This is a genomic window from Micromonospora haikouensis (genome assembly GCF_000876225.1).
GTDB lineage: Bacteria > Actinomycetota > Actinomycetes > Mycobacteriales > Micromonosporaceae > Micromonospora > Micromonospora haikouensis.
In genome coordinates, this window is record NZ_JXSX01000001.1 from 326,732 (window position 1) to 348,769 (window position 22,038).

The window sequence follows — 22,038 nt, forward strand, 5'->3', positions numbered from 1 at the left end:
GAGGCGACCACCGTCACAATCGGTGACCCCGAGAATTCGGCGTGGGGGTTTGCCCTGATCCTTGGTGAGCGGCTAACGTGCGATGTATCGGTCCGATACATCGCGGTGGTTGAGTCTCCGCGTCGGGGGTAAGAAGGGGTGGCCCGTGCTCGATCTCGCCATCCTCGGCCTCCTCCAGGAGTCCCCGATGCACGGCTACGAACTCCGCAAGGAGCTCGCGGCCAAGCTGGGCGCGATCCGCGCGGCGATCAGCTACGGCTCGCTCTACCCCACCCTGCGCCGACTGCAGGCGGCCGGGTGGATCACCGAGGCCGACGAGACGCCCGCCACCGCCGAGGAGGTCCCCGCACTGACCAGCCGCCGGGGGCGGGTGGTCTACAAGATCACTGCGGAGGGCAAGGAACGCTTCGCCCAGCTGATCGCGCAGGCCGGCCCCGAGACGTACGACGACACGGGCTTCGGCGTGCACTTCGCGTTCTTCGCCCGCACCGACCAGGCGACCAGGCTGCGCATCCTGGAGGGCCGCCGCCGCAAGATCGAGGAACGCCGCGAGGGGCTTCGCGACGTGCTGGGCCGGGCGGCCGAGCGCCTCGACGCGTACACCCTGGAACTTCAGCGCCACGGCCTCGACGCCTGTGAACGCGAGGTCCGCTGGCTGGAGGAGCTCATCGCCAACGAGCGCTCCGGCCGTGCCCCGACGGTCCCGGACACCGGGACGGCCGGCGGCCGACGAGATAACGACAGCCCGCCTCCGCCTGGAGAGTCCAGGAAAGAGCGGCCGTGATGAAGAAGAAGGAGGCAGACGCTATGGGCTCCGTCCGCGTCGCCATCGTCGGTGTGGGTAACTGCGCCTCGTCCCTCGTACAGGGCGTGGAGTACTACCGCAACGCCGACCCGAACGACCGCGTCCCGGGTCTCATGCACGTCACCTTCGGCGACTACCACGTCTCGGACGTGGAGTTCGTCGCGGCGTTCGACGTCGACGCCAAGAAGGTGGGCATGGACCTCGCGGAGGCGATCGTCGCCAGCGAGAACAACACGATCAAGCTCTGCGACGTGCCGCCGACCGGCGTCAGCGTGCAGCGCGGCCCGACCTTCGACGGCCTCGGCCAGTACTACCGCGAGATCGTCGAGGAGTCGGACGCCGAGCCGGTCGACGTGGCCAAGGCGCTGCGCGACGCGCAGGTCGACGTCGTCGTCTCCTACCTGCCGGTCGGTTCCGAGCAGGCCGACAAGTTCTACGCCCAGGCCGCGATCGACGCCGGCTGCGCGTTCGTCAACGCCCTGCCGGTCTTCATCGCCTCCGACCCGGAGTGGGCGAAGAAGTTCACCGACGCGGGCCTGCCGATCGTCGGCGACGACATCAAGAGCCAGGTCGGCGCGACCATCGTGCACCGGGCCCTCGCGAAGCTGTTCGAGGACCGCGGGGTCGAGCTGCTGCGCACGTACCAGCTCAACTTCGGCGGCAACATGGACTTCATGAACATGCTGGAGCGCAACCGGCTGGTCTCGAAGAAGATCTCGAAGACCCAGTCGGTCACGTCCCAGATCCCGCACGAGATGCAGAAGAGCGACGTGCACATCGGCCCGTCGGACCACGTGCCGTGGCTCGACGACCGCAAGTGGGCCTACATCCGCCTGGAGGGCCGCTCTTTCGGCGACACCCCGCTCAACGCGGAGCTGAAGCTCGAGGTGTGGGACTCGCCGAACTCGGCGGGCGTCATCATCGACGCCGTCCGGGCCGCGAAGATCGCCCTGGACCGCAAGATCGGCGGCCCGATCCTGTCGGCCTCGTCGTACTTCATGAAGTCCCCGCCGGTGCAGTACGCCGACCACGACGCGCACGCCGCCGTCGAGGCGTTCATCAAGGGCGAGGTCGAGCGCTGACGCGCTGACCAACAGCACGATCACGGAGGGCCGGGTCCGTCGGGACCCGGCCCTCCCCAGCCCATGATCGTCTGTCGTTTACGGACACGACACGCCGTTCCTTCTCTCGGTAGACGTCAGACGATCATGGCCCCAGCCCTGGGTTCACCCTTTCGTAGGCAGCAGCACCACGAGTGGACCGTGCTTCGACGCATCTGCACGGTCAGGACCAGGCGCGGCGCAGGGCGACGCCGGCCTCCAGCTCCAGCAGCTTCACCTTGCGGGGCAGGCCGCCGCCGAACCCGACCAGTTTCGCCCCCGCACCCACGATCCGGTGGCAGGGGACGATCACGGGGATCGGGTTGCGGTTGCAGGCCACCCCGACGGCCCGCGCCGCCCCCGGGTCACCGCCGCCGACCAGCCGGGCCACCTCGCCGTAGGTCGACGTCTCCCCGTACGGGATGCGGGTCATCTCCCGCCACACCGCGCGCTCGAACTCGGAGCCCCGGCGCGCCGCCACCGGCACCGTGAACTCGGTCAGCTCCCCGGCGAAGTATGCCCGCAGCTCGGCCACGGCCCGGCCGGACAGCTCGTCGCCGGGGACGTCGACGCCGCTCTCCACCCGCCCGAAGTGCGCGCCGCACACGGCGTCGTCGTCGGTGGCCACGGAGAACGCGCCGATCGGGGAGTCGAGCACAGTCCAGCGCACGCCCCATTCTCCCCCGCCAGCGCGACACGCCCCGACCGGCCACCCCGCCGACCGAGACTTCGTGCTCGCCGACCCGACCGGGCGGGAGCTGGTGCGGCAGCCGCTCCCGCCCGAGTTGGTCGACCGTAACCTCACCGTCGCGCCCGGCTGACGGTGCAGGCGGCCGTGAACTGTGCCCACCCGGCCGCTAGTTCCCGTAGGAGATGCTCCATTCCTTGCCGTCGAAGAGGGCCTTGGCGCTGGTCATGCCGTCGGGGTACACCACCTTGGCCGGCTGGGTGAGCTCGGAGACGTCCATCACCTCGCTGCTCGCGAAGCTCCCGAAGGCGACCCAGTAGGTGGGTTTGGGGTCGAACTCGACCCCGGTGTTCGGCACCGTCGGCACCACGAACGTGCCGGCACCCGACATACCGATTCCCACGCTTCCCTGGTCGTCGTTCCCCGGCCCCGGCACGGTGTCGTCCTCCTTGATCATCAGGCTTCCATTCTTTCCGGACGGGCTGGTTGGGCCGAATTCGAAACCGCCGTCGACGTAGGAGAGGGCCACCAGATTGTTCTGGGTCAGGTCGGCCTGGAGGATCTGGCCTGCCACGAACTGCGTACCGGGGACGAGAGTTCCGACCTGACCCCAGACGAAGTTGTAGTCGATGCTCCACTGATATTCGATAGTCGTCGACGGGTGGCACATCTTCGACATCCAGGCGAGCGTGACCGCGTCGCTCGGAAGCACGGGGTTCTCCTGGAAGAGGATGGCATTCATGCCATCCAGCGCAGAATTGTTCGAGATCGTGATGCTGTAGCCGACCGCGCCCTTCTTCGATTGGATGCCGTGGGACGATGCCGCACGCGATGCGGCCTCTGCCCGGTCGGTGAGGCTTGTGCCGAGCAGGGCGGCGCCGAGGCCCGCACCCAGCGCGGCAAACCCTCCCCGTCGACTGATCCTGATCTCTCTCATCACTCCTCCTCGCTCACGAACAATTCCCCTGCCGACACCCTAAGAAAGGAGAGGAAGCGTCAGGGTCTCGAATCAGAAGGATCTCACTCTCGATCGATAAAATTTGAGAGTGTCAATATGCTATGTAGGAACTCCTTACCAGGGCAAGGGCTTCCCCGCTGCGCGGTATGGTCAACTCCCGCGCGCCGAAATTTGCAGCTCAGACGAGGGCTGATTTACGCGGTATTGCAGCGGAAGGCGCCTTAGGTGTGAATGACCTCAGCGCCTTCGACTCCGCCGGACACCGCAGCCGGTTCCGGCCGGTCCGGTGGACCGGGAAAGCACGACGTCCCGCGTGACGGGGCACCCCGCCACACCCGGATGACCTTGCACAGGGCGGCTACCGTGCAGGTCGTGGCCACCGGAACGCTCATCTTCCTGATCATCGGCGGGGCGGGCGTCGGCGTGCTGGCGCTGGCCCTGCTCGGCACCGAGCTGTTCCACTTCAGCCATCCCGGTGCCGACGGTCCGGTGTCCCTGGAGGCGGTCGCCGGGTTCGCCGGCGCGTTCGGCTTCGGCGCGGCGATCGTCAACGAGCTGCTCGGTGCGCGTACCCCCGGGATGGTGGCGGCGGCCGTGGCCGGCGGCGCGGTGGCGGCGGTGCCCACCGCGTGGGTCGCGGCCCGGATGAGCCGGGCGGCCCGCACCATGCGCACCGACCCCACGCCCACCCGCCACCACCTCGTCGGCGCGCTCGGCCTGGTCGTGACCCCGATCCCCGTGGACGGCTACGGCGAGGTCAGGGTCCGCGTCGCCGGCCAGCCGGTCAAGCTCAACGCCCGCGCCGACCGGCCGATCGGAATGGGCGAGCAGATCTTCGTGGTCGAGGCCCTGAGCGAGACCAGCGTGCACGTCGAGACCTACTGACCCCACCGTCCCCCTCCCCTGTCGCAGAGCGGAAGTCGTATGCCCCTTCTCATCGCCATCGGCGGCGCGGTGCTCCTCGTCGTCGTCCTCGTCCTGTTCGTGCTGTCCCGGATCAAGGTCGCCGGGCCCAATGAGGCGTTCATCGTCACCGGCCGCAAGGGCCGGACCACCGAGACCGCCGACGGCGGCCGGTCCACCGACATGTCCGGCCAGAAGGTCGTCCTCGGCGCGTCGGTGTTCGTGCTGCCCGTGGTGCAGAAGCTCCAGTCGCTCGACCTGTCCAGCCGCCGCATCGACGTCGGCATCAAGGGCGCCGTGAGCAAGCAGGGCATCCGGGCCGAGCTGCACGGCGTCGCCATCGTCAAGGTCGGCGGCACCGAGGACGCGATCCGCGCCGCCGCGCAGCGCTTCCTGCACCAGCAGGACGAGATCGACAACTTCACCCGCGAGGTGCTGGCCGGCGCGCTGCGTTCGATCGTCGGCCGGCTCACCGTCGAGGAGGTCATCCGGGACCGGGCGGCGTTCGCCAGCGCGGTGGCCGAGGAGGCCGAGCACTCGATGACCAACCAGGGGCTGGTGCTGGACACCTTCCAGCTCCAGGACATCGTCGCCGAGGGGTCGTACCTCCAGGACCTCGGGCGGCCGGAGGCGGCCCGTGTCCTCAAGGACGCGGCGATCGCCGAGGCCCGGGCCCGGCAGCAGGCCGAACAGGAGCGGCTGCTCGCCGAGGAGGCCATCGCCGAGGCGAACCGGAACCTGTCGCTCAAGCAGGCCGCCATCCAGGCGGAGATCGACGCGGCGAAGGCGAAGTCGGCGGCGGCCGGCCCGCTCGCCCAGGCCGAGCGGGACCAGGCGATCCTCTCCGAGCAGCAGAAGGTCGCCGAGCGCAACGCCGAGCTGAAGCAGCGCCAGCTCGACACCGAGGTCCGCAAGCCGGCCGACGCCGCCCGGTACAAGGTGGAGCAGGAGGCCGAGGCGGCTCGCAACGCGGCGGTGCTCAACGCCGACGCGCAGCGGCAGGCCACCATCGCCGCCGCCCAGGCCGCCGCCGAGCAGGCCCGGCTCACCGGTGAGGGCGAGCGGGCCCGCCGGGCCGCGCTGGCCGAGGCGAACGCCATCGAGGGCGCCAAGGAGGGCGAGGCCGAGCAGCGCCGCCGGTCCGCGATCGCCGAGGCGGTCGAGCGGGAGGGCCAGGCGGAGGCGGCGGCCATCCTGGCCAAGGGCCAGGCCGAGGCCGACGCGATGGCCCGCAAGGCCGAGGCGTTCGCCGCGTACGGGGAGGCAGCGGTGCTGGACCTGCTGGTCCGGGTGCTGCCGCAGGTGGTCGAGGCCGCCAGCGCGCCGATCGGCGCGATCGACAAGATGACGGTCATCTCCACCGACGGGGCGTCGACGCTGACGAAGTCGGTGGCGAGCAACGTGGCGCAGGGCCTCCAGCTCGGCACCGACCTGACGGGCATCGACCTGGCCGGCCTGCTCGCCAAGCTGGGCGCGGCGCGCAACGCAGGCACCGAGGCGGCCACGGTGGACGGGACCGCCGTCGACCGCTGAGCCTGATCAGCAACACGAAGCCGGCCGGGCCCGTCGTGGCCCGGCCGGCTTCGCTTTCGGTACGGAGGATTCGGCCGTCCCGGGAAAGGCCGGCGCCCGCCGGACCACCCCGGTCGTTGGGGGCGGTGCCGACGGGCGCCGGATTGTGGTGCGGGATCCTCAGGCGAGGCCGATGGTGAACTGCTCCCAGGCGCCGACCGAGGTGCTCTTGGCGATCAGCGGCTTGCTGCCGCCGCTGTCCGCCTTGACGATCTTGCCGTTCGCGTTCGCGTACAGGTGGACGGTGCCGTCCGGGTGGTGCCAGCCGACGAAGAACGCCTCCCAGTCGCTGACCGCGCTGCCCTTCGCCAGCAGCGGCTGGGAGCCGCCGCTCTGCGCCGTCACGTACTTGTTGTTGACCAGCGCGCGGAAGGCGACCCACCCGTAGCCGAGGTCGACCAGCTCGTACTTCTCCCACGCGCCGACCGCGGTGCTCTTGGCCAGCAGCGGCTTGCTGCCGGCGCCGTCGGCCGCCACGAACTTGCCGTTGGCCTTGGCCTTCACGCTGACGATCGGGTTGGGTGCCTCGAAGTCGAACTTCTCCCAGGCGCCGATGCTGGCGCTCTTGGCGAGCAGCGGCTTGGTGCCAGCGCCGTCGGCGGCCACGTACTTGCCGTTGACCTGCGCCTTGAGGCTGACGCTGCCGTCGGTGTTGTTGACGAGCGCGAACTTCTCCCACGAGCCGATCGCGGTGCTCTTGGCGATCAGCGGCTTGCTGCCGCTGCCGTCGGCCGCGACGTACTTGCCGTTGGCCTTCGACTTGAGGGCGACCACCCCGCTGCTGACGGAGACGACGTCGAACTTCTCCCACCCGCCGAGCTGCCAGCTGCGGGCGATCAGCGGCTTGGTGCCGCCGCTCTCGGCCACGACGAGGGAGTCGTTGACCCGGGCCCGCAGGCCGACGTTGGTGCGGGCCACCGGGGCCGCGCCCACGTGCGCGAGCCGGTCGATGCTGCCCGCCGGGCCGAGCACCGCGCCGGAGACGCCGTTGGTGACGACGGCGTTGCGCACCTGCTGCGGGGTCCAGCTCGGGTTCTGGGCGAGCAGCTGGGCGGCGATGCCGGCCACGTGCGGCGCGGCCATCGACGTCCCGTTGATCGTCTCCGTCGCGGTGGTGCCGCCGATCCACGCCGAGGTGATGCCGACGCCGGGAGCGAACGTGTCCAGGCAGGTCCCGTAGTTGGAGAAGCCGGCCATCATGTCGACCCGGTCGGTGGCGCCGACGGTGATGGCGGCCGGCGCGCGGGCCGGGGAGTACGCGCAGGCGTCGTCGGCCTCGTTGCCGGCGGCGACGACGTAGGTGATGCCCTGGCCGATGGAGGTGGCGATCGCGTCGTCCAGCACCGGGTCCACGTCACCGCCGAGGCTCATGTTCGCCACCGCGGGCTTCTGGGCGTTGTTGGTCACCCAGTCGATCCCGGCGACGACCCCCTCGGTCGAGCCGTAGCCCTCGCAGTCGAGCACGCGGACCGCGACCAGGTCGACGTCCTTGGCGACGCCGTAGGTGGTGCCGCCCACGGTGCCCGCCACGTGCGTGCCGTGGCCGTTGCAGTCGGCGGCGTCGCCGCCGTCGATCGCGTCGAACCCGGAGCTGGCCCGGCCGCCGAAGTCCTGGTGGTTGATGTTGATGCCGCTGTCGATGATGTACGCGGTGACGCCGCTCGACGACGGGTACGTGTAGGACTTGCTCAGCGCCGGAGTGGTCTGGTCGATCCGGTCCAGACCCCACGAGGGCGGGTTGGTCTGGGTGCCGCTCGCCGAGACCTTGCGGACCGGCTCGACGTACGCGACGTCCGGGTCGGCCGCCAGCCGCTTCGCCTGAGCGGGGGTGAGCTGCGCGGAGTAGCCGCGCAGGGCCCCGGTGAAGACCTTGCGCACCGTGCCGCCGTTGGCCTTGGACAGGGCCTTGACGGTGCTGCGGGTGGTGCTCGCGCTGGCCTTGCCGTTCTTCAGCTTGACGATGTAGCGGCCCGGCACGACGCCCTTGGTCGAGGCGTCACGCGCCTGCGACCGCTTCGGCGCGGTCAGGTTCGGCCGCACCGGGTTGCCGGCGGCGTCCAGGCTGGACGCCTCCACGCCGGCCGTCTCCGGGCTGGCCTGGGGGGTCGGTTCGGCCATCGCCGCGCCGCCGGTGGTGGCGAGGGCGATGGAGGTCGCGGAGGCGAGGGCGAGCCCGGCCACCGCAGAGCGGCGCATTACGCCACGACGTGTCAAAGAGATCTCCCCGTTGCAGCATCGGCCATCCACCTCGGACGGCCGAGAACAATGAATCAGGCCTCACACTGAAATGGACAGGAGGCCACGATGATGTTGCATCATCATGGACGCTGCTCGAACGGAATTACCTCAGCCGATCGGTCGATACGCTGCCGTCGCGTCGTCAGTTTCCCGACAGGACGGGCGATCGGGGCGTCGCGCCGTCCCGGCAGACCCGCGATCAGCCGCCGACGCCCTCTTCGCGGGCCCAGCGCAGCAGCTCCGCCTCGGCCTCGTCGCGGTCCAGCGGGCCGCGCTCCAGGCGCAGCTCCTTGAGGTGCTTCCAGGCCCGGCCCACGATCGGCCCCGGCGGCACGCCTAGCAGCTCCATGATGGCGTTGCCGTCGAGGTCGGGGCGGACCCGGGCGAGGTCCTCCTCGGCGGCGATCCGGGCGATCCGCTCCTCCAGCGCGTCGTAGTCGGCCGCGAGGGCCGCCGCCTTGCGCCGGTTGCGGGTGGTGCAGTCCGAACGGGTCAGCTTGTGCAGGCGGGCCAGCAGGTCACCGGCGTCGGTGACGTAGCGGCGGACCGCCGAGTCGGTCCACTCGCCCCGGCCGTACCCGTAGAAGCGCAGGTGCAGGCCGACCAGCTTGACCACCTGGGCGGTGACGTCCTTCGGGTATCGCATGGCCTTCATCCGGGCCTTGGTGAGCCGGGCGCCGACCACCTCGTGGTGGTGGAAGCTGACCCGGCCGTCCGACCCGACGGCCTTGGTGGCCGGCTTGCCGACGTCGTGCATCAGCGCGGCCATCCGCAGGACGAAGTCGCACCCGTCGGTCTCGTACGACACGGCGTTGGCGACCACGGTGAGCGTGTGCTCGTAGACGTCCTTGTGCTGGGCGTGCTCGTCGATCTCCAGCTTCAGCCCGGTCAGCTCGGGCAGGAAGCGGTCGGCCAGGCCGGTGTCGACCAGCAGCCGCAGGCCGGTGATCGGGTCCGCGCCGCAGAGCAGCTTGGTGAACTCGTCGCGGATCCGCTCGGCGGTGATCCGGTCGAGGTCGGCGGCCATCGAAGTCATCGCGGCCCGCACGTCGGGGTGCACCGCGAAGCGGAGCTGGGCGGCGAACCGGGCGGCCCGCAGCATCCGCAGCGGGTCGTCGCCGAAGGACTCGGCGGGGGTGCCGGGGGTGCGGATCACCCGGGCGGCGAGGTCGTCGAGGCCGCCGTGCGGGTCGGTGAACCGGTGCGCGGGCAGGCTCACCGCCATCGCGTTGATGGTGAAGTCGCGGCGCCTGAGGTCCTCGGTGAGGCTGGTGCCGTACTCCACGACGGGGTTGCGGCTGACCTGGTCGTACGCCTCGGCGCGGTACGTGGTGATCTCCAGCCGCAGCCCGTCGCGTTGGCAGCCGATGGTGCCGAACTCCCGCCCGGTCTCCCAGATCGACTCGGCCCAGCCCTTGACGATCCGCAGGGTCTGGTCGGGGTGGGCGTCGGTGCAGAAGTCGAGGTCGTCGCCGAGGCGGCCGAGCAGGGCGTCGCGCACCGAACCGCCCACCAGGTGCAGTTCGTGGCCGGCGTCGGCGAACCGGCGGCCCAGCTCGTCGGCGACCGGCGAGACGCGGAGCAGTTCGGCGACGGCGTTGCGCTGCGCGGCGGTGAGCTCGCGGCGGTCGGCGGCGTGGGGTGCGGAGGCTTCGGACATGGGATCGCCAGCCTATCGGTCGGGTCGGGGGCCTGATCCGCCGGGCGCGGGTAACCAGCAGGTGTTGACTATGGTCATGGTGTGCGGGCCGGTGCCCGGCTCCGACGTACCCCTGGGAGGCTGGAGATGAGCGGCGGTCTCTACCGCAGCGCGAACGCCGCGCAGGGCGGCGGCCGGCCCCCCGGCGACGACGCCACCTTCATCTCGGCGGAGCCGCTGAACCAGCCCGCGATCGAGTCGACCGCGCCGCCCCAGGAGCAGGTCGCCGAGGCCAGCGCCGCGACGAACAGCGCGGTGATGGCGATCGGCAGCCTGGTCAGTCGAGGTACGGGCTTCCTGCGCACGCTGGCGCTGACCGCCGCGCTGGGCGGGGCGCTGGTCGGCGACGCGTACACGACGGCGCAGATCCTGCCGGGGATGGTCTACGAGTTCCTGCTGGGCGGCATCCTCACCAGCGTCCTGATCCCGGTGCTGGTGCGCCGCCGCAAGGCCGACGCGGACCAGGGGCAGGCGTACACGCAGCGGTTGCTGACGCTCGCGGTGGTCACCCTGGCCGTCGCGGCGCTGCTGGCCGTCGCGGGAGCCTCGCTGCTGACCGCGCTGTACGCGAGCGACAAGTCCAGCGGCGACTACCAGGATCTGGTCACCAAGCTGTCGTACCTGATGCTGCCGATGATCTTCTTCACCGGCCTCAGCGCGTTGATCAGCGCGGTGCTCAACACCCGGGGGCACTTCGCCGCCCCGATGTGGGCGCCGATCCTGAACAACCTCGTGGTGATCGGCACCGTCGGCCTCTACATCGCCATCTTCGGCGCGGAGATCGTCGAGCCGGAGCAGATGACCACCGGGCGGATCCTGCTGATCGGCGGCGGCACCCTGCTCGGGGTGGCGATCCAGGCGGCCGGGCTGCTGCCGGCCCTGCGCAAGGTGGGGTTCCGCTGGCGGCTGCGGTTCGACTTCCGGGCGCTGGGCCTGGGCGAGCTGGGCCGGCTCGGCGCGTGGATGTTCTGCTACGTGGCGGTCAGCCAGATCGGCCTGATCGTCCTGTTCAACCTGCTCAACCGCGCCGGCCGGGAGAACGCCGCCGGCCCGCTGATCTACAACAACGTCTTCCTGCTGCTGATGATGGCGCACGGCATCATCGCCGTGTCGATCATCACGGCGCTGATGCCCCGGATGAGCGCCGCCGCCGCCGACGGCCGGTACGCCGACCTCGCCGCCGACCTGTCCCGGGGCACCCGGACGGTCACGGCGGTGCTCGCCCCCATCGCGGTCTGCTACGCGGTGCTCGCCGGCCCGCTGTCGGTGACGCTGTTCCGCTACGGCGCGTTCAGCGACGAGAACGCCACCGCCACCTCGCTGGTGCTGCTGGTCGCGGCGCTGGCCCTGGTCCCGTTCGCGGTCAGCCAGTTGTTCACGTTCGCCTTCTACGCGCTCCCGGACACCCGCACCCCGGCCCTGATCAACATTCCGGTGGTGGCGCTGCGGATCGGCGTGCAGATCGCGCTGTTCGCCGCCTTCTCCGCCACCTTCGCGGCGGCGGGGATGATGATCGGCAACGCGGTCTCCTACCTGGCCGCCGCCGTGTTCTCCGCGATGCTGCTGCGGCCCCGGGTCGGCCGGATCGGGCTGGGCGGGATCCTGCGCACCCTCGGCAAGGTCCTGGTGGCCGCGCTCGGTGCCGCGCTGGCCGGCCTGCTCGTGGTGAACCTGCTGCCGGGCGGCGACACACTGAGCTGGCCGCAGGCCGTGTTCCGGCTGGTCGTCGGCGGCGCGGTCATCGCGGGGACGTACCTCGGGCTCGCCATGGTGCTGCGGATCGGCGAGATCACCGAGGTGGTCGGGATGGTCCGCCGCCGCCTCGGCCGCTGACCGGGCCCGCTGGCCGCTTCGGGCCGGCCGGTCGAGCGGACCCTCCGCTCGGCAGACACGGAGCGTGATCGAGGATCACCAGGCTGGGGACAGCCCTGTGGATAACTCAGCGATTCGCCGCTCAGCAGCCATAAGGCCCTGTGGACAACCAGCCGTAAGGCTGAGTATGGCGGGCCGTTCGGCGGGGAATCCGTCGCCGTCGCCCGGACGCCACACCGGCGCGGCCCCTGCAACGACTACTTGCCGTCAACCTCTAGATTGGCTAGTACATGTGCCAGCAACGCGGCCGACAACGGTCGTAACCGGACAGGCGCGGCCACTCCCGGCACCTCAGCCGGGTACGCCGGGAAGATGACATGTCGGGGAGGCCGGCAACCCGGGTAAGGTCGCTCTCGACGGGTACGGCTGACCCCCGGCGCTCCGCGTCGAGACCGTCGGTCGGTTCCTCAACAGGCAGAGCGGGAAGCCAGATGCCCAGCAGCGCGGGTCCATCGATCGACACGATCACCGAGGGAGGACGGGTGACCCAGGTCGGCGAGGGTCAGCAGGCGGAGGAGAGCGCTCCGCCGATCATGACCTTCGGTGCTCCCACGACCGGTGAGATCCTCGCCGAGCGGTACGAGCTGGTCGAGCACATCAACAACGACAGCGCGGGCCGGCTGGTCTGGCGCGGGGTCGACGTGGTGCTGCGCCGCCCGGTCGCGGTCGTGCTGCGTTACCCGGGCGGCGACTCGGCCACCGAGATGCTCCAGGCGGCCGTCGCGGCCAGCCGGGTGATCCACCCCAACCTGGTCGGCGTGTACGACGCGATCGACGAGGCCGAGCGGGCGTACGTGGTCCGCGAGTGGGTGGACGGCCGGTCCCTGCGGGAGATGGTCGCCGACGGCCCCCTCGACCCGGGCCGGACGACCGCGATCGGCAACGCCGTGGCCAGCGCGCTGGCGGCCGTGCACGCCACCGGCATGGTGCACGGCAACGTGCACCCGGGCACCGTCATGATCAGCGATGAGGGCCGCGTGGTCCTGGCCGACGCCCGCACCGACGGCGCCGACAGCCAGGAGAACGACGTCCGCGCGATCGGCGGCATCCTCTACTTCGCCCTGACCGGGCACTGGCCGCACGCCGAGGCCCCGCTGCACGGCGCCACCGCCGGACACGGCCGGGCCGCGATCCCCGACGCCGTGCGCGACGCCAGCGGCGCGATCGCCGCGCCCCGCCAGGTCCGGGCCGGCGTGCCGGCCTACCTCGACGACCTCACCATGGACCTGCTCGACGCCGGCATCGCCCCGCCGCCGTCGGACGTGCTCTCGGCCGAGCTGGCCCGGCTGGACATCCCGGTGGAGGACGACGGCTACCTGGAGCCCGCCGGCCCGCTGCGGTTCGCCGCCGACAACGGCGAGGAGCCGTCGCCGCTGGCCTCGGTCGCCGGGCGGAAGGTCGCCGTCGGCATCGCCGGCCTGCTGGCGGTCGCCCTCGTCGGCCTGCTCATCGGCATCAGCATCCTCGGCAACGACGACGAGACGCCGCAGACCGAGCCGGTGGCCCGGCCGTCCAGCAGCGCCCCGGCGGCCGAGGCGACCCCCGCCGCCGCCGTGCGCAAGCTGTCGGTGACCGAGGTCCGCATCGTCGACCCGGACAGCAAGCTCCGCGACGAGCTGGGCGGGGCCGAGAAGGTGATCGACGGCGACGCGGACAAGGGCTGGGACACCGACACCTACACCCGGTCGAACTTCGGCAACACCAAGAGCGGCATGGGCGTCTGGATCGACCTCGGCGAGGAGCGCACCGTCAAGTCGGTGCAGGTGAGCCTCTCCGCCACCGGGGCCTCCGCCCAGCTGTTCGCGGGCACCACCGACCCGCCGCCCACGTCGTCCGGCGACAAGGAGCTGTTCGCCAGCTACAAGAAGAACCCGATCGGGCAGCCCTTCGAGCAGCACGACGGCACCACGATGACCTTCAACGGCTTCGACGCCGACGCGAAATACCGCTACCTGCTGTTCTGGATCACCGAGCTGCCCCCGAACGACCGGGGCTACCAGGTCGGCGTCCAGGAGATCACGGTCCAGGGGTCGTGAACCGGGGCCCGGCGACGGGGCACCGCAGCGATCGGGCGCGGTGATGGACGCTCACGGCGAGCGCGCGAGCGACGTCGACCTGCTGCGCGCCCACGTCGCCGGTGACCGGGACGCCTTCACCGAGCTGTTCCACCGGCACCGGGACCGGCTCTGGGCGGTCGCCCTACGGACCCTCGGCGACCGCGAGGAGGCCGCCGACGCCCTCCAGGACGCGCTGCTGTCCGCCCACCGGGCGGCGGCCCGGTTCCGGGGCGACTCGGCGGTGACCACCTGGCTGCACCGGATCGTGGTGAACGCCTGCCTCGACCGGATCCGCCGCCGGCAGGCGCACCCGACCGTCCCGCTGCCCGACGGCACGCACGGCGTCGACGGCGGCCCGTCGACCGGCGGGTTGGAGCCCGCCGCCCCCGTCCAGGACCACGACACCGCCCTGGTGGTCCGGCAGGCGCTCGCCGAACTGCCCGTCGAGCAGCGGGCGGCGCTGATCCTCGTCGACGTGCAGGGCTACCCGGTGGCCGAGGTGGCCCGCATCCTCGACGTCGCCGAGGGGACGGTCAAGAGCCGCTGCGCCCGGGGTCGGGCCCGGCTCGCCGTCGCCCTCGGGCACCTGCGTACGGGCGCACTGCCCGACGGCCCGGCCGGCGACGCCGCAGGGGCGGGCCGACAGCCCGGCCCCGCCGTGCGGCTGGCCTCGCCGCGCGCCGGTGCCGACGGCTCCCACGGCCCGGACGTGCCCGCCGTCACCCAGGGGAACCCCCGGCCGGCCGACGGCGTCCGATCAGGGTCGGGACGCTCCCGGCGCGTCGCCAACCAGGAGGACTCGTGACTGCCGGGGGGTTCAGGGAGGTCGACCTCGACCTGCTCGCCGACTACCTCGGCGGCGCGTTGGACGGCACCCCCGACGAGGCGGTCGTGGCGCGGCTCGTCGCGGAGGACCCGGCCTGGGCCGAGGCCCACGACGCGCTGGCGGCGGCCCTGGCCCCGGTCGGCGACGCCCTCGCGGCCTGGGCCGGGCCCGCACCACAGATGCCGCCGGTGGTCGCAGACCGGATCACCGCCGCGCTGGCCGGTGCCGGCCCCGGCACGCCCGCCGGTGTCACCGACCAGCCCAACCGGGCGGGCCTCGCCGACCCGGCCCGGGTCGGCCGGGTGCCCGCCCAGCCCACCGGCGGTACGCGCCGGCCCGCCGGCGGTCCCGGCCCGGCGACCGGCCGCCCCGGGGGCCGTGGGCGGCGCTGGGCGCGGCTCGCCGGGCCGGTGGCCCTGGCCGCGGCCTCGGTCGTCGCCGTCGGGTTCGGGCTCAACCAGGTGGTCGGCGACAGCGACCAGAGCGGCGGCACGGCCGACCGGGCGATCAGCGCGCAGGCGGAGTCGGGCGGCGGCGCGTTCACCATCGCCGGCGCGCCGCGGCGCTCGGGCACCGACTGGACGCCGGAGACCCTGGCCGCCGGCGGTCGGCCGTCCCCCGGTGCCAGCGAGCCGCCGAGGTCGTTCGGGTCGGGGCCGGACGCGCCCGTCGGGGGCGACAGCGGCGAACGGATGCCGGCCGTCGGGGACCTGGGCCGACTTACCGGCACCGCCGCCCTGGCCGACTGCCTCACGGCCGTCAGCGCCGAGCACGGGGCCGGTCCGCTCACCGTCGACCTCGTCGACTACGCGCGTTTCCGGGGCGCGCCGGCGCTGGTCGTACGCTTCGTCGACCCGTCCGGGGAGCGCTGGGCGTGGGTGAGCGGCCCCGAGTGCGGGGTGCCCGGGTCCGGTGCCGACACCCGCTACCGGACGCGGGTAGGGTGAGGCCGCGGCCGGCCCGGCGGGCCTCCACCGGCCGCGCCTGATTCACATCTGCCGTTCTTCCACGTGACGTGACCCACCGGATGACCGGCTCGGGAATCCCCACTTCGTACGATGACGTTCTGCAAGTCAGTAGTCGGCGTCCGCGCGGCGTCGACGCTCCGACCGGCATCGGTGCGCGTGCCGATGGCGACCACACACATCGGGAGACGGCAGTGGACGAGGTCCGCAACCTGATCATCATCGGCTCCGGGCCGGCCGGTTACACGGCGGCGGTCTACGCCGCGCGCGCCAACCTCAAGCCCCTGGTCATCGAGGGCGTGCAGTCCGGCGGTGCGCTGATGACGACCACCGAGGTGGAAAACTTCCCCGGTTTCGCCGACGGCATCCTCGGCCCCGAGCTGATGGACAACATGCGCAAGCAGGCCGAGCGGTTCGGTGCCGAGTTCCTCACCGACGACGTGACCCGGGTCGAGCTGACCGACACCGGCAGCGTCGGCTCCGACGCGGTGAGCACCGTGTGGGTCGGCGAGACGGCATACCGGGCGAAGGCCGTCATCCTCTCCACCGGCTCCGCCTGGCGCCCGCTGGGCGTGCCGGGCGAGCAGGAATACCTGGGCCACGGCGTGTCGTCCTGCGCCACGTGTGACGGCTTCTTCTTCCGCAACCAGCACATCGTGGTCGTCGGCGGCGGCGACTCGGCGATGGAGGAGGCCAGCTTCCTCACCCGGTTCGCCGAGTCGGTCACCATCATCCACCGGCGCGACTCGTTCCGGGCCAGCAAGATCATGGCCGAGCGGGCGCTGGGCAACGAGAAGATCAAGGTCGAGTGGAACAGCGTGGTCGAGGAGGTCCTCGGCGACGACGGCAAGGTCACCGGCGTCCGCGTCCGCAACGTGCACACCGGGGAGGCCAAGGTCCTCGACGTCACCGGCGTCTTCGTGGCGATCGGCCACGACCCGCGCAGCGAGCTCTTCCGGGGCCAGGTGGAGCTGGACGACGAGGGGTACGTCAAGGTGCAGGCCCCCAGCACCCGCACCAGCGTCCCGGGCGTGTTCGCCGCCGGTGACGTGGTCGACCACACCTACCGGCAGGCCATCACCGCGGCCGGCACCGGCTGCGCCGCCGCCCTCGACGCCGAACGGTTCATCGCCACGCTCGAAGGCTGAGCGCCGCACCCCGGGCTTCCCGGGTGGCGCACCGAACGACTGAAGGAACACATCGCAACCCCCGTAGGAGGGTCATAGTGGGAGCGACAAAGGCGGTCACCGACGCGAGTTTCGCCGTCGACGTGCTGAAGTCCGACAAGCCGGTGCTCGTCGACTTCTGGGCGGAGTGGTGCGGCCCGTGCCGCAAGGTCTCGCCGCTGCTCGAGGAGATCGCCGGCGAGATGGGCGACCAGGTCAGCATCGTCAAGCTCAACATCGACGAGAACCCGGAGACCGCGCGCGCGTACCGGGTGATGTCGGTGCCGACCCTGACCGTGTTCAAGAACGGCGAGCCGGTCCAGTCGATCGCCGGCGCCAAGCCGAAGGGCGAGCTGGTCAAGCTGATCCAGTCCGCGCTCTGACAGCCGCTGCGCGAAGCCCCGTACCCCGTTGGGTGCGGGGTTTCGCGTTTCGCGGCCCTGACCTGCGCGGACACCGCCACCTCGGGCGGCCGGACCGCATAGCCTCAACCCGGGAGCCGCCGGCCGGCGACCCTGCGAAGGGGGCGAGCGTGCGTCCGATCCGACCCGGTGACCGTGGACCGGCGGTGCGCGAGATCCGCGCCGTCCTGACCGGTCTCGACCTGCTCGCGGCCGGACCCTCGGCCGGCGACGAGTTCGACGCCGACACCGAACGCGCCGTGCGGGCGTTCCAGCAGTCCCGGGGGCTCAGCGTCGACGGGCGGGTCGGCGCGGAGACCTGGCGCGCCCTGGACGCCGCCCGCTGGCGGCTCGGCGCGCGCACCCTCTACCACGCGGTGCCGGAGCCGCTGACCGGCGAGGACGTCCGGTCGCTCCAGGAACGCCTGCTGGAGATGGGGTACGACGTGGGACGCGCCGACGCCGTCTACGGCGTACGCACCTCGCGGGCGGTGGCCCAGTTCCAGCGCGAGATGGGGCTCAAGCCGGACGGCTCCTGCGGCCCGCAGACCATGGGGACGCTGCGCAGGCTGGGGCGGAAGGTGGTGGGCGGCCGGCCGCAGTGGCTGCGCGAGTCCGACGCGATCCGACAGGCCGGCCCGACCCTCGTCGGCCGGACCGTGGTCATCGACCCGGGGCACGGCGGCACCGACCCCGGGGTGGTGGTGCCGGACGGCCCGCTGCGCTGGACCGAGGCCGACCTGGTCCACGACCTGGCCAGTCGGCTGGAGGGGCGGCTCGCGGCAGCGGGCGTGCGGGTGCAGCTCACCCGGGGCCCGACGCCGCACAGCTGCCTGCCGGACGCCGAGCGGGCGCAGCTGGCCAACTCCCTCGGTGCCGACGTGTTCATCTCGCTGCACACCGACGGGCACGCCAACCCGGAGGCGGAGGGGGTGGCCACCTACCACTACGGCACCGGCAACGGGGTCACCTCCGCGACGGGCGAGCGGCTGGCCGGGCTGGTGCAGCGGGAGATCGTGGCCCGCACCGGCCTGCGGGACTGCCGTACCCACGCCAAGACGTGGGAGCTGCTGCGGCTGACCCGGATGCCGGCGGTGCGGGTGGAGGTGGGCTACCTGACGTCGCCTACCGACCGGGGGCGGCTGGTCGACCCCCGGTTCCGGGACCGGCTGGTCGAGGCGATCGTCGCCGCCGTCCAGCGCATGTACTTCCCGATCGAACGGGACGTGCCCACCGGCTCGATCGACGTCAGCGCGCTGCGCGCGGCGGTCGCGGCAGGTCGCCGGGTGGGCGCGAACTGACTGAGCCGCCCGGCCCGGGACGGCCGGCACCCGTGTGCGGGGCCGGTGCCCGACGGCGGCGGGGGCGTCGGTGGCAGGTCTGTCAGCCGCCGGTGGAGCGGGTCGCCGGGGCGGGCCGGACCGGCCGGAGCAGGGTCTCGGGGCTCATCGACCCGAGCAGCTTCTCCAGGGCGTACTCGACGTCGGACTTCCAGCTCAGCGCGGTGCGCAGCTCCAGCCGCAGCCGGGGAAAGCGGGGATGCGGGCGGACCGTCTTGAAGCCCACCGACAGGAAGAAGTCGGCGGGGGCCACGCACCCGCCCGCCGGGTCGCCCTCGTCGCCGAACTTCGCGTCCCCGAACGCCTCGATCGCCTTGATGCCACGCTTCGTGAGGTCCCGGGCGACGCCCTGCACCAGCATCCGGCCGAGCCCGCCACCGGCGAAGGGCGCGACCACGTGCGCGGTCATCAGCAGCGCCGCATCGGCGGAGACGGGTGAGGTGGGGAACGCCATCGAGCGGGGCACGTAGGCCGGCGGGGCGTACATGACGAACCCGGCGGGCATGCCGTCGACGTACGCGAGCTTGCCGCAGGAGCCCCACTCCAGCAGCGTCTGCGAGACCCAGGCCTCCTTCTCCAGCCCCGGGTCGCCGGCGGCACACGCCCGGTCGGCCGAAACCGGATCAAGCTCCCAGTGGACGCACTGCCGGCACGGCCGGGGCAGGTCCTCCAGGGTGTCGAGGGTCAAACTGACCAGACGTCGCGACATCGGCGCATCCCCACCTTAGGCTCGGAGGCGAGAACGACGCCGCCGCCTTCGGTACCTCCGACGAGCGATCGTACGCCGCCGGACGGCGGTACGGGAGGGGACGCGCGAAACACCCCGCAGCGCCCATGCGGGCCTGCCGTTGCGCCGCCGGGCCGGTCCGGGATGTGGACGGCCGGCAAATCGATCGGCCCGTCCGAGCGGGAAGGGACTACCATCGGTGGTCTGCGTCCCGTGCCGCCATGGTCTGCGGTGTCCCGGGTACCCCCGGGGGGCGGGAGCCGCCCGACACGCGATCGAGGTGATGTCATGACCGGCACGACGCTCGACGACTACACCGACCGGTACGCCCGGCGCGTCCGGGGCATGACCGCCTCGGAGATCCGCGCCCTGTTCGCAGTGGCCAGCCGGCCCGAGGTGGTCTCCCTCGCCGGCGGCGCGCCCTACATCGCCGCGCTGCCGCTGGACGCGGTGGGCGAGATGCTCGGCCGGCTCGGCTCCGAGCACGGCGTCACCACCCTCCAGTACGGCATCGGGCAGGGCTCCCTGGAGCTGCGCGAGCGGATCTGCGAGGTGATGGCCTTCTCCGGCATCGACGCGTCGTGCGGGGCCTCCCCGGAGGACGTGGTGGTGACCGTCGGCGGGCAGCAGGCCCTCGACCTGGTGGCCCGCCTCTTCCTGGACCCGGGTGACGTGGTGCTCGCCGAGGGGCCGACCTACGTCGGCGCGCTCGGGGTGTTCCAGGCCGCCCAGGCCCAGGTCGTGCACGTGCCGATGGACGACGACGGGCTGATCCCGGAGGCGCTGGAGACGGCGGTCGCCGAGCTGGCCCGGGCCGGGCGGCGGGTGAAGTTCCTGTACACCATCCCGACGTACCAGAACCCGATGGGCGTGACGCTCAGCGAGGAACGACGCGAACGGGTCCTCGACATCTGCGAGCGCGCGGGCCTGCTGGTGATCGAGGACGACCCGTACGGGCAGCTCGGTTTCGAGGGTGACGCCCCGCGGCCGCTGCGGGCCCGGCGGCGCGACGGCGTCTTCTACCTCAGCACCTTCTCCAAGACCTTCGCCCCGGGGCTGCGGGTGGGCTGGATCCTGGCCCCGCACGCGGTCCGCGACAAGCTGGTCATCGCCAGCGAGGCGAACATCCTCTGCCCCAGCGGGTACGCCCAGGCCGCCGTCTCGACCTACCTGGGGACGATGCCGTGGCGCGAGCAGCTCAAGGTCTACCGGGAGCTCTACCGGGAGCGCCGCGACGCCCTGCTGGCCGCGCTGGAGGACCTGATGCCGGCCGGCACCACCTGGACCAGGCCTACCGGCGGCCTCTTCGTCTGGGCGAGCCTGCCCGACGGCCTGGACGCCAAGGCGATGGTGCCGCGCTCGATCGCGGCCCGGGTCGCGTACGTGCCGGGCACCGGCTTCTACGCCGACGGCACCGGCACCGGCAACATGCGGCTCAACTACTCCTTCCCCACGCCGGAGCGGATCCGGGAGGGCGTGCGCCGGCTGGCCGGCGTGATGGAGCAGGAGATCGCGATGCGCCGGGTCTTCGGGAACACCGTCGGTCGTCCCGGTTCGCGGCGGGGGCAGGCCGGCGCGGACACCCCGGGACCCGACTTGGCATGATTCCGGCATGGCTGCGATCCCTGCCGAGCGAATCACCGTGACCGCCCCCAACAGCACCACCGAGCTGCACGTGCTGGTGCTCGCCGGTGGCCTCTCCTACGAGCGGGACGTCTCGCTCCGTTCCGGCCGCCGGGTGCTGGACGCGCTCCGCGCCGTCGGGGTGGAGGCGGAGCTGCGGGACGCCGACGTGGCCCTGCTCCCGGCGCTGGTCGCCGACCCGCCGGATGCCGTGGTGATCGCCCTGCACGGCGCGACCGGCGAGGACGGTTCGCTGCGCGGCGTGCTCGACCTGTGCGACGTCCCGTACGTCGGCTGCGACGCCCGGGCGTCCCGCGTCGCCTGGGACAAGCCGTCGGCGAAGGCGGTGCTCCGCGAGGCTGGCCTGCCCACCCCCGACTGGGTGGCCCTGCCGCACGACCGCTTCTCGGAGCTGGGGGCGGTGGCGGTGCTGGACCGGATCGTCGACCGGCTCGGGCTGCCACTGATGGTGAAGCCGGCGCAGGGCGGTTCCGGCCTGGGCGCCGCCGTGGTCCGGGACGCCGCGTCGCTGCCGGCCGCGATGGTCGGTTGTTTCGCGTACCACTCAACGGCGCTGGTCGAGCGGTACGTCTCCGGCATGGACGTCGCGGTGTCGGTGGTCGACCTCGGGGAGGGCCCGCAGGCGCTGCCCGCCGTGGAGATCGTGCCCCGCAACGGCGTGTACGACTACGCCGCCCGGTACACCGCCGGCCGGACCACCTGGCACACCCCCGCGCGACTCGACCCGGAGGTCGCCGACACGGTGGCCCGCGTCGCCGTGGCGGCCCACACGGCGCTGGGGCTGCGCGACCTGTCCCGGGTCGACCTGATCGTGGACGCCGACGGCCAGCCGCACGTGCTGGAGGTCAACGTCTCGCCGGGCATGACGGAGACGTCGCTGCTGCCGCTCGCCGTCCAGGCCGCCGGGCTGGACTTCGGCCGGTTGATCGGCTCCCTGGTGACCCGGGCCGCCGCCCGGCGCGGCTGACCGGCTCCTCCAACGCGGCCGACCACCCGCCCCCGCTACCGGGCGGCGTCGGTCGGCCCGTCCGCCGGCTCCGGGATCTCCTCGGCGGCCTCGATCACGCCGACGCCGTC

Annotated in this window: 18 protein-coding genes; 13 read left to right on the forward strand and 5 right to left on the reverse strand. The window is 72.4% G+C overall.

The window, feature by feature from the left end:
- Nucleotides 1-145 precede the first annotated feature (145 nt).
- Together TK50_RS01440 and TK50_RS01445 are read left to right on the forward strand one after the other, a co-directional pair.
- On the forward strand, nt 146-784 hold the full coding sequence (locus TK50_RS01440) for a PadR family transcriptional regulator (protein ID WP_043960972.1): 639 nt from the start codon (nt 146-148) through the stop codon (nt 782-784).
- A gap of 23 nt (nt 785-807) precedes the next feature.
- Nucleotides 808-1,887, forward strand: a complete 1,080-nt coding sequence (locus TK50_RS01445; protein ID WP_043960974.1) for an inositol-3-phosphate synthase — start codon at nt 808-810, stop codon at nt 1,885-1,887.
- Between the two features lie 202 nt (nt 1,888-2,089).
- Here TK50_RS01445 and TK50_RS01450 read toward each other — a convergent pair whose 3' ends face one another.
- The gene (locus TK50_RS01450; protein ID WP_043960975.1) at nt 2,090-2,575 is read right to left on the reverse strand and encodes a methylated-DNA--[protein]-cysteine S-methyltransferase; all 486 of its coding nucleotides are present in this window, start codon (nt 2,573-2,575) and stop codon (nt 2,090-2,092) included.
- Nucleotides 2,576-2,762: 187 nt separating this feature from the next.
- Nucleotides 2,763-3,530 (reverse strand): hypothetical protein, encoded by a 768-nt coding sequence (locus tag TK50_RS01455; RefSeq protein ID WP_199485955.1) that lies wholly within the window; start codon nt 3,528-3,530, stop codon nt 2,763-2,765.
- A 360-nt stretch (nt 3,531-3,890) separates the two neighbouring features.
- Here TK50_RS01455 and TK50_RS01460 point away from each other — a divergent pair, with 360 nt between their 5' ends.
- Nucleotides 3,891-4,436, forward strand: a complete 546-nt coding sequence (locus tag TK50_RS01460) for a hypothetical protein (protein WP_043960977.1) — start codon at nt 3,891-3,893, stop codon at nt 4,434-4,436.
- Nucleotides 4,437-4,475: 39 nt separating this feature from the next.
- Nucleotides 4,476-5,987, forward strand: coding sequence for a flotillin family protein (locus tag TK50_RS01465; RefSeq protein WP_043960978.1), 1,512 nt, complete (start codon nt 4,476-4,478; stop codon nt 5,985-5,987).
- A gap of 159 nt (nt 5,988-6,146) precedes the next feature.
- Here the strand turns inward: TK50_RS01465 and TK50_RS01470 are convergent, their stop codons facing one another.
- Both TK50_RS01470 and TK50_RS01475 read right to left on the reverse strand, forming a co-directional pair.
- Entirely contained in the window at nt 6,147-8,222 is a 2,076-nt protein-coding gene (locus tag TK50_RS01470; RefSeq protein WP_229405709.1) for a S8 family serine peptidase, read from the reverse strand.
- Between the two features lie 241 nt (nt 8,223-8,463).
- A complete protein-coding gene (locus TK50_RS01475) occupies nt 8,464-9,924 on the reverse strand; it encodes a CCA tRNA nucleotidyltransferase (RefSeq protein ID WP_043960980.1) in 1,461 nt (486 codons plus the stop codon).
- 126 nt (nt 9,925-10,050) lie between these two features.
- Here TK50_RS01475 and murJ point away from each other — a divergent pair, with 126 nt between their 5' ends.
- The 7 genes from murJ to TK50_RS01510 all read left to right on the forward strand — a co-directional run bounded on the left by murJ (nt 10,051) and on the right by TK50_RS01510 (nt 18,551).
- A complete protein-coding gene (gene murJ, locus TK50_RS01480) occupies nt 10,051-11,796 on the forward strand; it encodes a murein biosynthesis integral membrane protein MurJ (protein ID WP_043960982.1) in 1,746 nt (581 codons plus the stop codon).
- A 470-nt stretch (nt 11,797-12,266) separates the two neighbouring features.
- Nucleotides 12,267-13,871, forward strand: coding sequence for a protein kinase family protein (locus tag TK50_RS01485; protein ID WP_043960983.1), 1,605 nt, complete (start codon nt 12,267-12,269; stop codon nt 13,869-13,871).
- Between the two features lie 43 nt (nt 13,872-13,914).
- Nucleotides 13,915-14,697, forward strand: coding sequence for an RNA polymerase sigma factor SigM (sigM, locus tag TK50_RS01490; protein WP_043960985.1), 783 nt, complete (start codon nt 13,915-13,917; stop codon nt 14,695-14,697).
- Nucleotides 14,694-15,665 (forward strand): hypothetical protein, encoded by a 972-nt coding sequence (locus TK50_RS01495; RefSeq protein ID WP_043960987.1) that lies wholly within the window; start codon nt 14,694-14,696, stop codon nt 15,663-15,665. Before sigM ends, TK50_RS01495 begins: the two co-directional genes overlap by 4 nt.
- Before the next feature lie 212 nt (nt 15,666-15,877).
- Nucleotides 15,878-16,831 (forward strand): thioredoxin-disulfide reductase, encoded by a 954-nt coding sequence (trxB, locus tag TK50_RS01500; RefSeq protein ID WP_043960989.1) that lies wholly within the window; start codon nt 15,878-15,880, stop codon nt 16,829-16,831.
- Nucleotides 16,832-16,908: 77 nt separating this feature from the next.
- Entirely contained in the window at nt 16,909-17,232 is a 324-nt protein-coding gene (trxA, locus tag TK50_RS01505; RefSeq protein ID WP_043960991.1) for a thioredoxin, read from the forward strand.
- A 149-nt stretch (nt 17,233-17,381) separates the two neighbouring features.
- Nucleotides 17,382-18,551 carry an N-acetylmuramoyl-L-alanine amidase gene (locus TK50_RS01510; protein ID WP_043960992.1) on the forward strand — a complete coding sequence of 390 codons (1,170 nt, stop codon included), beginning with the start codon at nt 17,382-17,384 and terminating at the stop codon, nt 18,549-18,551.
- An 82-nt stretch (nt 18,552-18,633) separates the two neighbouring features.
- Here TK50_RS01510 and TK50_RS01515 read toward each other — a convergent pair whose 3' ends face one another.
- Nucleotides 18,634-19,299: a hypothetical protein gene (locus TK50_RS01515; protein WP_043960993.1), complete on the reverse strand. Its 666-nt coding sequence runs from the start codon at nt 19,297-19,299 to the stop codon at nt 18,634-18,636.
- Nucleotides 19,300-19,605: 306 nt separating this feature from the next.
- On the opposite strand from TK50_RS01515, the gene TK50_RS01520 reads away from it, so the two are divergent.
- Together TK50_RS01520 and TK50_RS01525 are read left to right on the forward strand one after the other, a co-directional pair.
- Nucleotides 19,606-20,922 carry an aminotransferase-like domain-containing protein gene (locus tag TK50_RS01520; protein WP_043960994.1) on the forward strand — a complete coding sequence of 439 codons (1,317 nt, stop codon included), beginning with the start codon at nt 19,606-19,608 and terminating at the stop codon, nt 20,920-20,922.
- A 7-nt stretch (nt 20,923-20,929) separates the two neighbouring features.
- Complete coding sequence (locus tag TK50_RS01525) at nt 20,930-21,928, forward strand: D-alanine--D-alanine ligase family protein (RefSeq protein WP_043960997.1); 999 nt, start codon at nt 20,930-20,932, stop codon at nt 21,926-21,928.
- Nucleotides 21,929-22,038 lie beyond the last annotated feature (110 nt).

What these genes read in the sequence shown, in the direction of transcription:
- TK50_RS01455 (WP_199485955.1), bottom strand. Translation starts at nt 3,530, where the DNA reads ATGAGAGAGATCAGGATCAGTCGACGGGGAGGGTTTGCCGCGCTGGGT.
- TK50_RS01475 (WP_043960980.1), bottom strand. Translation starts at nt 9,924, where the DNA reads ATGTCCGAAGCCTCCGCACCCCACGCCGCCGACCGCCGCGAGCTCACC.
- TK50_RS01470 (WP_229405709.1), bottom strand. Translation starts at nt 8,222, where the DNA reads ATGCGCCGCTCTGCGGTGGCCGGGCTCGCCCTCGCCTCCGCGACCTCC.
- TK50_RS01445 (WP_043960974.1), top strand. Translation starts at nt 808, where the DNA reads ATGGGCTCCGTCCGCGTCGCCATCGTCGGTGTGGGTAACTGCGCCTCG.
- sigM (WP_043960985.1), top strand. Translation starts at nt 13,915, where the DNA reads ATGGACGCTCACGGCGAGCGCGCGAGCGACGTCGACCTGCTGCGCGCC.
- murJ (WP_043960982.1), top strand. Translation starts at nt 10,051, where the DNA reads ATGAGCGGCGGTCTCTACCGCAGCGCGAACGCCGCGCAGGGCGGCGGC.
- TK50_RS01525 (WP_043960997.1), top strand. Translation starts at nt 20,930, where the DNA reads ATGGCTGCGATCCCTGCCGAGCGAATCACCGTGACCGCCCCCAACAGC.
- TK50_RS01465 (WP_043960978.1), top strand. Translation starts at nt 4,476, where the DNA reads ATGCCCCTTCTCATCGCCATCGGCGGCGCGGTGCTCCTCGTCGTCGTC.
- TK50_RS01520 (WP_043960994.1), top strand. Translation starts at nt 19,606, where the DNA reads ATGACCGGCACGACGCTCGACGACTACACCGACCGGTACGCCCGGCGC.
- TK50_RS01515 (WP_043960993.1), bottom strand. Translation starts at nt 19,299, where the DNA reads ATGTCGCGACGTCTGGTCAGTTTGACCCTCGACACCCTGGAGGACCTG.
- TK50_RS01460 (WP_043960977.1), top strand. Translation starts at nt 3,891, where the DNA reads ATGACCTTGCACAGGGCGGCTACCGTGCAGGTCGTGGCCACCGGAACG.
- TK50_RS01485 (WP_043960983.1), top strand. Translation starts at nt 12,267, where the DNA reads ATGCCCAGCAGCGCGGGTCCATCGATCGACACGATCACCGAGGGAGGA.